Origin of the sequence: Marinobacter maritimus, assembly GCF_007671675.1 — a bacterium.
Classification (GTDB): domain Bacteria; phylum Pseudomonadota; class Gammaproteobacteria; order Pseudomonadales; family Oleiphilaceae; genus Marinobacter; species Marinobacter maritimus.
Window position 1 is genome coordinate 303,365 of the sequence record NZ_VCGW01000004.1, and the last position, 14,525, is coordinate 317,889.

Annotated in this window: 9 protein-coding genes and 1 pseudogene; 6 read left to right on the top strand and 4 right to left on the bottom strand. The window is 51.2% G+C overall.

Features of this window, described 5'->3' with window-relative positions; genetic code table 11:
- Positions 1-10: 10 nt before the first annotated feature.
- Complete coding sequence (locus FFI90_RS16540; protein WP_094625952.1) at positions 11-1,324, bottom strand: ATP-binding protein; 1,314 nt, start codon at positions 1,322-1,324, stop codon at positions 11-13.
- A 144-nt stretch (positions 1,325-1,468) separates the two neighbouring features.
- Between FFI90_RS16540 and FFI90_RS16545 the strand changes: the two are divergent.
- The 4 genes and pseudogenes from FFI90_RS16545 to FFI90_RS16560 all read left to right on the top strand — a co-directional run bounded on the left by FFI90_RS16545 (position 1,469) and on the right by FFI90_RS16560 (position 8,806).
- Positions 1,469-2,768: pseudogene (locus FFI90_RS16545) on the top strand (IS1380-like element ISMaq4 family transposase).
- A 333-nt stretch (positions 2,769-3,101) separates the two neighbouring features.
- The gene (locus FFI90_RS16550) at positions 3,102-4,319 is read left to right on the top strand and encodes a TolC family protein (protein ID WP_058092801.1); all 1,218 of its coding nucleotides are present in this window, start codon (positions 3,102-3,104) and stop codon (positions 4,317-4,319) included.
- A 24-nt stretch (positions 4,320-4,343) separates the two neighbouring features.
- Complete coding sequence (locus tag FFI90_RS16555) at positions 4,344-5,594, top strand: efflux RND transporter periplasmic adaptor subunit (RefSeq protein WP_004581709.1); 1,251 nt, start codon at positions 4,344-4,346, stop codon at positions 5,592-5,594.
- Between the two features lie 14 nt (positions 5,595-5,608).
- Positions 5,609-8,806, top strand: a complete 3,198-nt coding sequence (locus FFI90_RS16560) for an efflux RND transporter permease subunit (RefSeq protein ID WP_144779535.1) — start codon at positions 5,609-5,611, stop codon at positions 8,804-8,806.
- An 87-nt stretch (positions 8,807-8,893) separates the two neighbouring features.
- On the opposite strand, the gene FFI90_RS16565 is transcribed toward FFI90_RS16560, so the two are convergent.
- Positions 8,894-10,216, bottom strand: a complete 1,323-nt coding sequence (locus tag FFI90_RS16565; protein ID WP_144779537.1) for a sensor histidine kinase — start codon at positions 10,214-10,216, stop codon at positions 8,894-8,896.
- Between the two features lie 356 nt (positions 10,217-10,572).
- Here FFI90_RS16565 and FFI90_RS16570 point away from each other — a divergent pair, with 356 nt between their 5' ends.
- Positions 10,573-10,803 (top strand): hypothetical protein, encoded by a 231-nt coding sequence (locus FFI90_RS16570; RefSeq protein WP_004581712.1) that lies wholly within the window; start codon positions 10,573-10,575, stop codon positions 10,801-10,803.
- Between the two features lie 528 nt (positions 10,804-11,331).
- Complete coding sequence (locus FFI90_RS16575; protein WP_004581713.1) at positions 11,332-12,060, top strand: TorF family putative porin; 729 nt, start codon at positions 11,332-11,334, stop codon at positions 12,058-12,060.
- 123 nt (positions 12,061-12,183) lie between these two features.
- On the opposite strand, the gene FFI90_RS16580 is transcribed toward FFI90_RS16575, so the two are convergent.
- Positions 12,184-12,870 carry a response regulator transcription factor gene (locus tag FFI90_RS16580; RefSeq protein ID WP_004581714.1) on the bottom strand — a complete coding sequence of 229 codons (687 nt, stop codon included), beginning with the start codon at positions 12,868-12,870 and terminating at the stop codon, positions 12,184-12,186.
- A gap of 209 nt (positions 12,871-13,079) precedes the next feature.
- Complete coding sequence (locus FFI90_RS16585) at positions 13,080-14,360, bottom strand: ATP-binding protein (protein WP_226595800.1); 1,281 nt, start codon at positions 14,358-14,360, stop codon at positions 13,080-13,082.
- Between the last annotated feature and the right edge of the window lie 165 nt (positions 14,361-14,525).

Here is a 14,525-nt window from a genome sequence, read left to right on the forward strand (position 1 = left end):
CTTGTAGTCGTCAAATGCTTCTGGGAAGCTCGATTAGAACCCGAAGACCACCTTTGGGTGATAAAGAAAAATGCATGGCACCACCGTAGTCATTGATGATTTCCTCAACGATTGATAGGCCAAGGCCATAGCCAGGGGTTTTTTCGTCCAGTCTTTTCTGGCGCTTGGTAAGATCGGCGAGTTGGTGTGACGCTACTCCGGGGCCGTCATCTTCAACAAGAATGGTCAAAGTGTCATCGTGAAGTTTCAAGTGTAGATGAACTTCCTGAGAGCACCATTTGCTTGCGTTATCAAGCACATTACCCAAGATCTCATTAAAATCACGCTCATCAATTGGCCAGACAAGCTCTCTGGGTAATGTTTCTTGAAGATGGATCTGTTTGTAAGGATAGATTCGACTGACTACGTCCACCAGTGCCAGAGTTCTCTCAATGATCGGTGTCGCCTTTCCAATGTACTGACCGGACATTTCGGTTTTTCTCATTTGAGTGTCGATCAGCTCGTGCATTTCAGACAGTTGAGACTTAATTTGACTCGCGATTGTGGTGGGAATGGCTTCGTCATTGATCATGGAGTTTATGACGGCAAGGGGGGTTTTTAAGCTATGAGAAATATCTGCGGCTAGGTGGCGTGAACGGGTAAGTTTTTTGTCGTACGACTCTAATAGACGATTAAGATGTTTGACAAGTTCATTGAATTCTTCAGGTACGTTCTCATCCAGTCTATTACGCTGACCCTTTTTAAGCGACGTTAATTGGGCACTCATCATTTTTAAGGGTTTTAGTGCGATAGTTACCCCAATAAATATGATCAATGATATCGTAACGAGAATTGTAAAAGATATTATCCATATAAGAACGTGGATTTTGTCAAGCGTGTTTGGTGAGTAGGAGCTTTTTTCAATTATAGTAACGCTTAGTTTATCTTGTCTGTTATTAAATATTCTGTAGTAGCCAAGGATTGAGCGATCATCATCCGATATGTGAAAAATTCCAGGCTTTCTGAACGATTCTACCACCTGTAATTTCGGTTTAATGTTCTCGCTTGTAAAACTCCGACCTTGACTGTCTTCGATGTGAACTGAATATTGAGACAATGAAAAATTTCTGAGAGAGGATTTTGTAATTTCTTCTTTATCATTTGTTAGCATCTTTGAGAGTCGGTTAGCTGCAGCCTCTAGCTGCTGCCTGTGAAGCTCGTCATGGATATAGTCGATTAAAAGGGTGTGTGAGAAGAATATCAGCCCGGTACACGCGAAACCCGTTAGCGTCAGGAAAGTAAGCAGTTTCCGTTTTATTGAAGGGCGTTGTTGTTTTCTGGGCATGTTGTCTGCCAAGCAGGTGGTTAGAATTTGTTATCGACTAAATCTAGCCCGGATTTCTCATGACGGGATAAAAGAAAGCGGCTGAAAGTGCTATAGTTTCAGGACCTTACACCGTTCACCAAGCACCAAAAGCCGCTATCCAAAATGGTACCTGAAAAACTGACCTTCTCGCCACTGTCTCGCCGTCAAATTGAAGCCGATTTCTCCGGTGGTCACATCACCTCCGATGCCGGACTGCTTTTGCTTCGGGAAGTCGACAATCAACACCAGCTCACTCAGCGCCTGGCTACGGTGCTGGACGATGCCCGTAATCCCGTGCTGGTTCGTCACAAGCTTCAAACCATGGTCCGGCAGCGGGTCTTTGGCGTGGCTGCCGGGTACGAAGACCTCAACGATCACGAAACGTTACGCTGACCAGGCACTTCAGACCGCGACTGGCGAAGAGGCCATTCTGGCGGGCAAATCAACACTGTGCCGAATGGAGCAGCGCGTAGACCGGCAGGCCGTGGTCAAGGCCCACGAACTGCTGTGGCATCACTTCATTGAACAGCACGAGACTCCACCCAAGGAAATTGTGCTGGACTTCGATGGCACTGATATTCCAGTGCATGGCGACCAGCCCGGCAAGTTCTTTAACGCCTACTACGATCACCATTGTTTCTTCCCGCTGTACGTGTTCTGCGGCCGTCACCTGTTGGTGAGCTACCTGCGCACCAGCAATCGAAGCGACAGCCGCCACAGCTGGGCCATTCTGGCCCTGCTGGTGAAGTTCATCCGGCAGTACTGGCCGGATACCCGCATCGTGTTCCGGGGTGACAGCGGCTTCTATCGCCCCCGATTGCTGAGCTGGTGCGACCGGAATAACGTGGATTACCTTGTGGGCATCAGCAAAAACAGCCGGCTGCTCAAGGAGGTGGACGTACCCTCGATGCTGGTTCGCAGGGCTCACGGGGAGTTGGGAGAAAAAGTCTCTGCCACCTACCGGTTCCAGTACCAGGCCCGAACCTGGAAACACCCCCGCTGGGTGATCGCGCGTCTGGAGGAGGGCGAACTGGGTGCCAACCCCAGGTTCATTATCAGCTCCCGTTACGACGACGGCGTTAAACTCTACTACGAGCAATACTGTGCCCGGGGTGACATGGAAAACCGGATCAAGGATCAGCAGTTGTGTCTGTTCGCAGATCGCACCTCCAGCACGCGGTGGTGGACCAATCAGTGGCGGCTGCTTCTGTCGGGCTTTGCCTACACGTTGTTCGAGCGATTACGCGCTCACCTGAAGAAAACGCCCTTCGAGCGCATGAGCGCCAGTAACCTGCGGCTGAAGCTGATCAAGGTGGGCGCGGTCATCATTCGCAACACTCGGCGCATACGGGTGTTGATGAGTGATGCCTATCCTTACAAAGACGAACTCTCTGACCTGGTACGCCGTCTGGTTCCGGGATAGAAGCCCGGGCTCCCCCGGCCCGACGCAATGGGGGAAAGGGGGCCGTGTGTCCGGACAACGGGAATTGATCACTTATTGGGCAGGCATGGCCGAAACCGACCGGCCATAGCGGTAACCAGTTCAGTCTGCGAGACTTGCCGGGGACCTATGAGAAATCCGGGTTAGCCTCATTGAGAAGCGCTACAAAGAGTTTTTAGCGACTCATATCTGAACTGTTTTTCCGAATTCAAACTCATTTCAAGGTTTGCACTTATTATCTCGATCTTTTCCTGCCTCGTCATAGGCGCCTTACACCTATGATTTTTGGCTATTAATCGCTTCGGGAGAAAGTCGATGAAGGCAAGCAAGCACTCGCCTCGGGCGTTGCTGTGTTCAGTACTATTGTCCATTCCTCTGTTCGGTCAAGCTGAGACTGTTAATTGGGCGAATTGGCTCACTGGCCAGATAAGCAAGCACCCGGAGGTACTGGCAGCGACAGAGCAGGCGGCAGCGCGGAAAGAGGACGCTGAGGCAAGCGAACAACCGCTGTATAACCCGGAGTTGTCCGTAGGAGCAGACAGAACGGGCAGTGAGAATAACTTTGAGGCAGGGCTGTCACAAACGATCGATTGGTCTGATCAACAGGGCGCATTACAGGAGAAGGCAAAGCTGATCAGGCTGTCTGCGCAAGCTGGCTTGAGCGAAGCAGTTCTGACACAAACGTCTGAATCATTGTTTGCGCTTGTCGAGTGGCGCGCCACTACGCTGTTTGAGGAAATTGCTGAATCCCAACAGCAGCGCCTGGATGCTTTGCTGGACCAGGTTGAACAGCGCCAGCAGGCAGGTGATCTGGGGCGTGCCGATGCAGAGCTTCTGTTTCTAAATCTATCCCGTCAGTTGAGCGAAGTCGCCCAGGCAAAGGCCGCAGTTGATCGGGCAGAAACTCAGGTTCAAGAACGTCTGCCGGACTGGAGGCCTCAGGATGGGGGAATCCCCGAGTATATATGGCCAGCGCTGGAGTCCCAGATTGGTGAGGCTGATCTGCTGTCACACCCGTCAATTGCAGTCGCTCGAGCCGAGTGGCAGGTGCTGAAAAGTGAGGCAGAGGTTGCGAGACGCAAAGCCACAGCATCGCCGACAGTAGGGCTGAGCGGAGGGCGTGACGGCGGCGAGAACGTGGTTGGCCTGACATTCTCGATCCCTCTGAACGTCCGTAATAACTACAGCGCTGAAATCCGGGCCGCGAATCGACGGGCTCTGGAGGCCGAAGCGCGGTTTCAGGCGCTCTACCGGAAACAACAATATGACCTGGCAGGCGCTCGCGCTTCCTGGAAGCGATACGACAAGCAACTTCGTCGATGGAAAGAACTATCCCAGGGGCGTGTACAGCGAAGTGCCGATTTGCTTGAGAAGCAGTGGCAGGTCGGCGACCTCTCCACCTCTGAGTATCTCCAGGCGTTAGGCCAGCGCGCGGAGAGCCTGAAAACCGGTATTGAACTGGAAAAGCTGGCGCAGCTGGGCCTGATTGAACTCTTGAGCCAGTCTGGCGAACTGATCACCCCCTTCCAATAATATTCTGGAAACTGGATAGTCATCATGAAAAAAACTCTGATTTCAGTATTTGTATTGACGCTGTTTATAGCTCCCCCTTCATTGGTGCAGGCCGAGGAAGATGCGCATAACGAGGCGGGCCATGATCATGCCGCCGGTGGCGACGATCATCGAGAAGGTACCGGTGAAGAGGATGAGCATGAGGGCGGGCATGCTGAAGAACGTGAGCATGAAGAGGAAGAAGGTCATGGCCACGAAGAGGAGAGCGATGGTGGTCATGAAGAATCAACTACCGCAAGCATCAATGCCAAACAGAAAGAGCTCGCCGGCATTGAGGTAGCAACCCTCGAGAGCAAGCGCGTTGACTATGAAATCTACGCTCCCGGTGAGCTGCTGACCAACGGCTATACCAGCTATCACGTGTCCCCCCGGGTTGCCTCGGTGGTGTTGAGACGTCACGTGGAATTGGGTGAGCACGTAACCAAAGGTCAGCAACTGGTAACCCTGTTCAGTGAGACGGTGGCACAGGCGCAGGCTGATTACAGGAAGGCTTTTCCTGAATGGGAGCGAATCAGCGGGCTGGGTCGTTCCGTGGTTGGTGATCAGCGGTTCAATACGGCGAAAGCGAATATTGAAGCGGCGAGGGCGACTCTGCTTGCTTATGGGCTAAACGATGATGACATTGGTGCGTTGAAGGCCAGCGGCGTAGGTAGTCTCGGTGAATACACGCTCAGAGCTCGCGTGGATGGCGCAGTGCTGACCGATGAGTTTGAGCAAGGACAAAGAGTTGAGGCAGGCCAACCGCTGGTGACTCTGGCTAATGAAAGCGAACTTTGGGTAGAGGCTCACCTGCCAGCAAACTCCGACATTGTCCTTAAGCAAGGGGCCGAAGCGGAAGTAAGAGTTGCAGGCCGAGTAGCTGTGGCAACGGTATCCCAGGAAGCTCATACCATTGACGCTGTGACCCGCACGCGAATTGTTCGGTTGGAGCTGGACAATCCGGAAGATCGTTTTCATCCCGGAATGTTTGCAGATGTGTATTTCCTTTTTAAAACCACGGAGCCGGTGCTTGCGGTGCCGGAGAGTGCGTTGATGCGAGGCGCCGATGGCGACTGGACGGTCTATGTGGAAGAGGCTGAAGGGGAGTACGAGCCTGTGGAAGTGGAACTGGGTCGCGCAATTGGCGGACTCCGTGAAATTTCGGGCCTGACTGCAGGCCAACGGATCGTTTCGCGGGGCGCATTTTTTGTGGCCTCTGAAATTGCCAAAGGCGGCTTTGACCCACACAACCACTGATTCCGGGAGCCATTATGTTCAACCGAGTTGTCGACTGGGCGGTTCAGAACCGCCTGTTGGTTCTTATTGCGCTTGCAGTGCTTATCGCCACGGCCGCGTTTCAGATCCCAAAACTGAATCTTGATGCTTTCCCTGACGTTACAAACGTCCAGGTCGCTGTTAATACAGAGGCGCCCGGACTTGCGGCCGAGGAAGTCGAGCAACTGATCACCTATCCCATTGAAGCGGTGATGTATGCGTTGCCGGATGTTGAGGAGGTTCGGTCCATCTCCAAAACCGGGTTGTCTGGTGTCACCGTGGTCTTTAAAGAGGGCACGGATATCTATTTCGCGCGCCAACTGGTGTTCGAGCGGTTGCAGGCCGCGCGGGAGCTGATTCCGGACGGGGTCGGGGTGCCTGAAATGGGCCCGAATACGTCCGGTCTCGGCCAGGTCTACCAGTACTTGCTGATAGCGGACCCGGATTCGGGGTACGACGCAATGGAATTACGCAGCTTGCACGACTGGCTGGTCAAGCTGTTGCTGATACCTGCTGAAGGGGTAACAGAGATTCTGTCGTTTGGCGGAGAGGTCCGCCAGTACCAGGTCAATCTGAACCCGGCGCGAATGCTGTCCTATGACTTATCACAGAACGACGTCATGGACGCCCTGGAGAACACCAACTCCAATGTTGGGGGCTGGTATATGGGCCGTGGACAGGAGCAGTTGGTTATTCGCGGTATGGGCTGGCTGGGTAATGGCGAGCAGGGGCTGGAGCAAATCCGTCAAGTGCCCGTTAAAACCAGTGATGGCATTACAGTGACGGTGAGCGATGTCGCCCAGGTAGCGCTGGGCACTGAAATTCGCCAGGGTGCGGTGACCATGACCCGGAAGGATGAAGACGGTCAGGTTGAACAACTGGGTGAAGTGGTTTCTGGCATTGTACTCAAACGAATGGGGGCCAATACAAAAGCCACCATCGACGGCATCGAGGCCCGCATTGATCGCATAAATCAGGCGCTTCCGAGTGGGGTTCGTTTTGAGCCCTATTACAACCAGGCGGATCTGGTGACCAAGGCCGTAGAGACGGTGACCAATGCACTTCTGTTGGCTTTTGTGTTTATTGCGATCGTGCTTGCCCTGTTTCTGATGAATCTTCGGGCAACAACGCTCGTGCTGCTTTCTATACCGATTTCTATCGGTATTGCGCTGATGATCATGGCCTGGTTCGGTCTCTCGGCCAACTTGATGTCTCTGGGCGGCATTGCTGTGGCAATTGGCATGCTGGTGGACGGCTCTGTTGTTATGGTCGAGAACATGTTCAAACATCTGACGCATCCGGATGCTGAGCATGACGCCCGTCGGGATGAATTGGTGAAAAACGACCCTGACCCATTGGGCGCGTCACACGATGACCATGGCATTGCGCTTCGACTGCAGGAGGCAGGCCGGGAAGTGGCGCGACCAATTTTTTTCGCGACGGCGATTATCCTGGTCGTTTTCATGCCTTTATTCAGCTTTGAAGGTGTGGAAGCCAAGCTTTTTCAGCCAATGGCGATCAGCATAATGTTGGCCATCGTGTCCGCTGTGATCGTTGCTCTGGTGGTTGTGCCGGCCTTGGCATCGTTTATGTTTCGCAAGGGTATTCGGGAGCGGGAAAGTTTCATTTTAAAGCCCCTCGAAAAGCTTTATCGCAAGGGCCTTGACTGGTCGTTGAAACACACCCGCTCTGTTGTCGGTGCAGCAGCTGTCCTTGTTGTGCTGGCGGCCTTGGTCGTGCCGCGACTCGGTACTGAGTTTGTCCCCGAATTGGAAGAGGGGACCATTAACCTCCGGGTAACGCTAGCCCCCTCATCAAGCCTTGATACCGCGCTTGAAGTGGCGCCGAAACTGGAGGCCATGCTGATGGAATTTCCAGAGGTGACCTACGCCCTGTCCCGGGCTGGCCGAGCGGAAATAGGCGGCGATCCGGAACCAGTCAATAACATCGAGATATATATTGGTCTCAAACCAACAGCCGAGTGGACCAGCGCCAGTAATCGCTATGAATTGCAGGCTTTGATTGAGGAGAAGCTCGAACAACACCCGGGGCTACTGTTTAACTTTTCTCAGCCTATCGCGACTCGGGTTGATGAATTGCTGTCAGGTGTCCGCGCGCAACTGGCCATCAAACTCTTTGGCCCGGATCTCGACGTACTGGCGGAGAAAGGCCAGCAGATTGAAGCGGCGGTCCGAACAGTTCAGGGAACACGAGACGTGGCCATGGAGCAGATTGCTGGTGAAGCGCAGTTGGTGGTTCAGCCTGACCGTCAGGCACTCTCCCGGTACGGACTTGCCGTGTCTGATGTGATGAGTGTCGTCCGGGATGGACTGGGTGGTGCCGCCGCGGGCCAGATCATCAACGGAAATGAGCGGTACGATATCTATGTGCGTCTGGCCAAACGTTTCCGGGAAGACCGGGATGCCATTGCCGATTTCAGGTTACAGGCGCCGTCCGGAGCCTGGGTGAGACTCGGTGATGTGGCCGATGTGTCTATTGAGTCCGGCCCGCCTCAGGTGCGCCGCGATGACGTTCAGCGCCGTGTGGTCATTCAGTCTAATGTGCAGGGTCGTGACATGGGCAGTGTGGTTGCCGATATTCAGGATACCATCGCGACAGAAGTGAACCTTCCCCCCGGCTATTCGGTGGATATTGGTGGTCAGTTTGAAAACCAGCAACGAGCTCAGAAGCGATTGACCATTGTGGTACCTGTATCTCTGGGCCTGATCGCGCTGTTGCTGTACTTTGCTTTCAGTTCGGTTGGTCAAGCGCTGTTGATTCTGGTCAACGTGCCGCTTGCCGTTATTGGTGGCGTCTTTTCACTCTGGATCTCCGGCCAGTATCTTTCGGTGCCCAGTTCCGTTGGATTTATCACACTGTTTGGTGTGGCGGTGCTTAACGGGGTCGTAATGGTCGAAAGCATCAATCAGCGAATACAGGATGGGTTGAACGTGGATACTGCGGTGTTTGAAGGTGCCGTCTCCCGTTTGCGTCCTGTCTTGATGACAGCAATAACCTCGGCACTCGGTTTGATACCGATGCTATTGTCGACGGGCGTGGGTGCGGAAATCCAGAAGCCATTGGCCAGCGTGATTGTAGGTGGCCTCGTGACTGCGACTTTCCTAACGCTTTTTGTTTTGCCGGCTCTATTCACGCGCTTCTCAAGGTCTAAACTCGATGATATGCAACGGTAGAAGAGAGGTGGAAATACACAGTTTTGATCGCGAGCAGGGGAGGGTAATCCCTCCGTCATAGCGGGGCGGAGGAATTATGGTTGTGCTCTACTCTGGGAAAGGAAGCACAACTGTAATTCTGGCGCCCCCTGTTTCTGAGGGGCCAATGTTCATCCGTCCGAAATTGTCTTCTAGTATTTCGGACACGATGGACAGTCCCAATCCAAATCCAGAAACGGTTTCGTCAAGCCGGGAACCTCTATCCATCACTTTTGAGGCCGCTTCTGGAGTAATCCCAGGGCCGTCGTCTGCAACTTCTATCGTTAGCCCGGAATCGGTCTGGCTTATTGAAACGTCAATCTCAGCCTGACTCCATTTCCCGCCGTTTTCGAGCAGGTTACCGAATAACTCTGATAGGTCCTGACGCTCCATGGGCCAACTGAAGTTATTCGGCAAGGATGTATTAATACGGAAACTCTTATCGGGAAAGATTTTTTCCATGACAGAAATGACGTTGTTCGCTATTTCAATCGGCAAACATGTTTGCCCCATCTGCCTGCCGGAGATATCTGCCTTGCTCATGCGGTAGTTCAAGGACCGGCTTAGATCCTTTAGGTTGGAGGTCATGAACTCTATGTCGTCGCGGGACGGAGGTAATGAACCAGTGTCTGACAAGATTGCGAGATTGGCAGAGATCGAGGTCTTGACCATGTGAGAAAGATCGGAATTGAGGCGGCGGTGGCGGTCAAGGCGACGACTTGCTAGTTCAAGTAGGTTATTGAACTGTTTGATCAGCGGACTGAACTCCTCTGGTGCGTCAGGATTCAAACGAGGTTGTTTGCCAGATTGCAGTCTCCTCATGTCTTCCTTGATGTGTTCGATCGGTTTCAAAGCGAGGTAAGTAGTGGTGCCTACCAGAGCCAAGAGAACAACAAGTAATAATGCGGAGGCAGCCAGCAAGGTCAGGTGAGCCCCACTGGATCGCTCGGCGAGTCCACTTTCCATTTCCAGGATGGTGACTGACGAAAGCGGGCTGTCAATTCCGAAACCTCGTTTCAATCCAAGAAGGCCATCTGCACCTTGGGATATTTCTACAAAGCCCGCCGGCTTTCTTGAAACCATTCGCAACGTTGTTTGATCTATGTTGCTACTGGCAATGATGCTTCCGTCTTTCACTTCGACGACGAGGGCGTGCTCCAGTAGCAATTGGAATCGATCAATCATGCTGCCAATCTCGTCGGGCGTCGGAACTTCGTTTTCAATGATGGTTTGAAAACTCTCCACCTCCTTGTCAAGGCGATGTTTTCCGGACTCGTTCGAAAGCTGCTCTATTACATAAGTGTGCGAGAAAAAAATTAGTAAAAAATACAAGAGGCTGAAAGCGATGCCATATTGGAGGACAGTTTTTCGGATGCTTTTCTGCGCTGTCATGAAGGTGCTTTTGTCGATTGAGCGGAAGGCTTCAGTTGAAGGCACATAGAGGTGCTCTGATCGGAAAGCATAGTTGGAATCGAAGCGTGCCGCAACGGGTGCGAGCCGGAGCGAGGGACGCTCTGGTCTTCAGATCGGTCTGGCTTGGTCTTATCGTTCTTAGGCATTTGAATAACTTGATTTAGTGTCATCAAATCAAAGCCGACCTAAATGGCTTTTGAGCTTGTGGTAGCCGCTGAAAAAAAACGTTTCATCAGCATATATTTTCAAGTGTGTTTAAAGTTTCGATGTTCTACTAAACACCCAAGGCCATTGAATGTTGCTGGTCTAATTGAAAAAAATGTCGGAGCCGTTTTATGAAGAAAGTATCCATGATTATAGTAGCTTCTTTCGTGGCAAGTGGTGCTTCTATAGCCCACGCAGGAGGGCAAGCGGACAGATACAACGAGGCAAGAAGCTATCCTAATAAGAGCATAGATGAACGTTCCTCCCAGTATCGTGTGGAAGAGAGCGAGACCATCAAAAAACTGAAGGAAGAACATAGATTGATTAAAGAGTTGATTGGGGATCTCTTGGAAAAGCAATAACATTTATCGTTGTTTACTTGGAGCCAGACGGGCAATTACGTGGCTCCAAGATTAATTTAATGGTAGATTTTGTTAATTTTCCAAAAATTGCGAAAGTCGCGCTTTAGTATTGATGAATCTCGTAAGGAAGACAGAGCGCAAAATGTTGGAAAGCTGCATTCTTAACTAAGATATTTTGCAGTATTCATGGCTAATTCAGACCTCCCTCGATTTTTCATAAAACCATATCTAATCTAGAATTACCAAGTTAAAAATAGTTCTATTTTAGTCATCGTTTTTTCAATTCTTGTTCCTATTTGGTGCGCATTATTGATGAGCGCACTATCGACGAGCAATGCAACACTTGAAGCAGAGTGCTTATTGCATTGAATTGTTGAATATTTAATCATTTTTATGAACTGCGGCCCTGATTTGACAATAATTGCTCATAGAATAAGTTTTTTAAAAGGTGGCACAAAACGTGTATGCATTATAGGTGCGTTATTCAATGCGCAAATAACTAAGCTGCCCAAATAGAAGGTAAAAACGATGAAAAGACGTATCTCGACTAAAGATTGTTTGCTAAGTGTTGGTTTGCTCGTAACTCTCCAAGCGGTCCCGTTAATTGCCAGCGCAGGTGTTAGTGCTAATTTGGGCATAACAAGCAACTACTTATTTCGCGGTGTGACACAAACAGATGGCTCAACGGCGACGCAAGGCGGGCTTGACTACGAACATGCGTCGGGGCTTTATGTTGGCGGCTGGGGCTCCAATGTGGATTTCGGCGATGGGACGAGCTACGAGCTTGATCTTTATGCTGGCTTCTCCGGTGTAATTGAGGATATCGGTTACGATGTTGGCTACATTTATTACTCTTACCCTGATGCTCCTGAATCTATTGATTTTGGCGAAATATACGGAGAGTTGAGTTACAGCATTGTATCTATAGGTGTTGCTTACACAGCAAACAGCGACGTAAGCGGCGAAGGGCTGTTCGTTCCAGGCGATATCTATTATTACGCATCAGTTGATGTGCCACTGGAAGACGATTTCAGCACAGGTGTTTTGATTGGCTATTATGATTTCACTGATGATGGCAAGGCGTCTATTGGCGAGGCGAGCTACGGACATGCAGCTGTTAACGTCACCAAAGATGCGGGAAGCTTTGGAGCTTTTAGTGTTAATCTGGAGTACGCTGATATCGATTCAAGTAACGCACTTGGTTCGGTCAGTTCGGACGACCCGAAGTTTTGGCTGGGCTGGACTAAGTCTTTTTAATCTATTTGGTATTTTTCACCGAAATGGTTAATCGTTGAGAAAGCTGGCCCGGTTTGTGGGCCAGCGCATTTATCTGGCGAGCCCTGGTCCTTGAGGAAAATGGTTAAATCACAGTAAAATCATTTAAGCTTCAACCCTTTTTTGAAGAGAATCTCTTGCAAAGTAATATCCTTGTCCTCTCAATGTTTTTATTCGTTTTTTTCCGAGTATCTTTCTGAGCCTGGCTATGTAGACTTGAACGACATTTCTGGTTGGGCACCTTTCGATATTATAGAGTGCTTCAACAAGTTCGTCCTGTGAGAAAACTCTGTCAGGAGAGCGAAGAAAGCATTGTAAAAGGCGGTACTCCGTTGCGGTTAGTCTGAACTCTTTATGATCGGGAGTTGTTAGGGTTCTATAGGTTGCATTAAGTAGAAAACCATCCACGATGATCTTATCAGTTGCTCGCCCGTCTTTTCTTCGTATTATGGCGCTAAGTCGAGCTTTTAGTTCATCGAATTCGAAGGGTTTTGGAAGATAATCGTCTGCCCCGGCATTCAAGCCCTCAACTCTCTCTGTCCAGTTGGAGCGGGCAGTTAAAATAAGAATAGCTTCATCTCTGCCACTGCTTCTCCATTTTTGCATCAAAGAAAGCCCGTTCTCGTCGGGCAGTCCTATATCCAGAATGATCGCCTGATAACTGCTTGTCTCTACGAAGAAATTTGCCTCTTTTCCGTTTTGGGCAACATCTACAGTAAAGTTTTCCTTCGCAAGCCAAACGGAGATTTTTTCTGCGAGTACCGCGTTGTCTTCGACAATTAGAACCTTCATCTATAAGCGCCGTCTCTGGATGTTGGAAAATTGTGGCTGTCGCCCTTCTCGAGAGCAAATCAAAATTAGCTAAGAGACCGGACTTCAAGCGACCCGCTATAACAACAGACGAAGCTGAATCTAGCTTGAAAAAGGCATTACGGTGAGGAAAGTTTTCTATACAAACACTATCCACATGTGATCGCTTAACCACATACCAGGTGGCCGGGTCAACGATTGATCACCGGGACCGCCCTGGGAAGGTCAACTATCACGGACAACCCACTTTTCGGAGCAGGTGAGAAGTTGAGGGTTCCACTGTAGCGTTCGACAATTTCTCGAACAATCGCCAGCCCAAGGCCATGGCCTGGGGTCTGCTCGTCCAGCCGCAACCCCCGTCGACCCAGATTGCCGATTTCAGCGTCCGCGACGCCGAGCCCATCGTCTGTTACGCCGATCTGCAGATTTCCGGAGTGTTGAACGAGTGACAGCTCCACGCATCGTTCCGACCATTTGCCTGCATTGTCCAGAAGGTTGCCCATGATTTCATTCAGGTCGTGCTCCTCGATCGGCCAGCGGGCGTCCTCCGGCAGGGAGCTCGACAGTTCAAAGGACTTTTCCGGGTATAGTCGCCCCAGCATCCAGACTAGATCCCGTGCCTGTTTCAGAGGGTAAGCGCTTTTCCCAACCTGTGGCCCTGCAAAGCGACTTCGGCGCATCTCGGCTTCAAGCTGTTTGTCGATGTCATTGAGTCTCGCGGTCATCTGAAGGCGGAGATCGTTGGAGAGCGGACGACTGGTGTCCTCAAGAATCTGCCGGACGGCCGCAATGGGGGTTTTGACGCTGTGAGACAGATTCGCCAGCGCATCCCTTGATCGTTCCAGGCGTTGATCCAGCGAGTCGAGCAATTGGTTGAGCTGCTGGACCAGCGGTCGAAATTCCTCAGGTGCTTGGACATGAATCCGCGAGACCTTGCCATCCTGAAGTCGCTTCAGCGTGGCCTTCAGTTCGACGACAGGGCGCATGGACAGATTGATACCGAACCAGATCACAACGACCAACAGCAGAATCAGCAGAATAGAGACGATGGCCGTCCACCCGTGCAACTCTGCCTGGCTGCGTTTCAGTGCGCCAAGATCCTCGGACACGATCACTACAATCGGCGTATCGCCGATCCGGAACGACTTTCGGTACGCAAGAATGCTCTTTGGGCCTTCGACGGTGTCCGCATCCCGAACACGAACGGTCCCATCCTTTGCTGATTCTATTAACGACGTTAACACCGGTGCCCAGGAATCCGGGGAAATGATCGTTCTGGACGGAGAATGTATGGCGAAGGCGTGGTGAAAGACTTCCTGAAAATAGTCACCAGTCTGGAGACTGTCCAATTGACCGCCAGAATCACGAATCTGATGCTCCAGAAAGGCGACCTCATCCTTGAGACGTGTCTCGACGAATTCCCGGGACATCCGGTCCAGTAAGAGGCCGTGAACCAGCCATGCAAGCCCCATTAGCGCAATGCCCGCTGGCAGTAGCAATAAAAGCAAGGTGCCTTTGTAGTGGTCAAGTGTTTTAGGCCACCATCTTTTGAGTTTTCCAGTAGGCCTGTTCGGCCACGTTCGGCGGCAATCCGCCGTTGTATTTGTGCGGTCGCAGCGCACTGTAATAGCCGATTA

Bases quoted from the DNA above. Each gene is read 5' to 3' on its own strand.
- FFI90_RS16540 (WP_094625952.1), bottom strand. From the start codon at position 1,324: ATGCCCAGAAAACAACAACGCCCTTCAATAAAACGGAAACTGCTTACT.
- FFI90_RS16550 (WP_058092801.1), top strand. From the start codon at position 3,102: ATGAAGGCAAGCAAGCACTCGCCTCGGGCGTTGCTGTGTTCAGTACTA.
- FFI90_RS16555 (WP_004581709.1), top strand. From the start codon at position 4,344: ATGAAAAAAACTCTGATTTCAGTATTTGTATTGACGCTGTTTATAGCT.
- FFI90_RS16560 (WP_144779535.1), top strand. From the start codon at position 5,609: ATGTTCAACCGAGTTGTCGACTGGGCGGTTCAGAACCGCCTGTTGGTT.
- FFI90_RS16565 (WP_144779537.1), bottom strand. From the start codon at position 10,216: ATGACAGCGCAGAAAAGCATCCGAAAAACTGTCCTCCAATATGGCATC.
- FFI90_RS16570 (WP_004581712.1), top strand. From the start codon at position 10,573: ATGAAGAAAGTATCCATGATTATAGTAGCTTCTTTCGTGGCAAGTGGT.
- FFI90_RS16575 (WP_004581713.1), top strand. From the start codon at position 11,332: ATGAAAAGACGTATCTCGACTAAAGATTGTTTGCTAAGTGTTGGTTTG.
- FFI90_RS16580 (WP_004581714.1), bottom strand. From the start codon at position 12,870: ATGAAGGTTCTAATTGTCGAAGACAACGCGGTACTCGCAGAAAAAATC.
- FFI90_RS16585 (WP_226595800.1), bottom strand. From the start codon at position 14,360: ATGGGGCTTGCATGGCTGGTTCACGGCCTCTTACTGGACCGGATGTCC.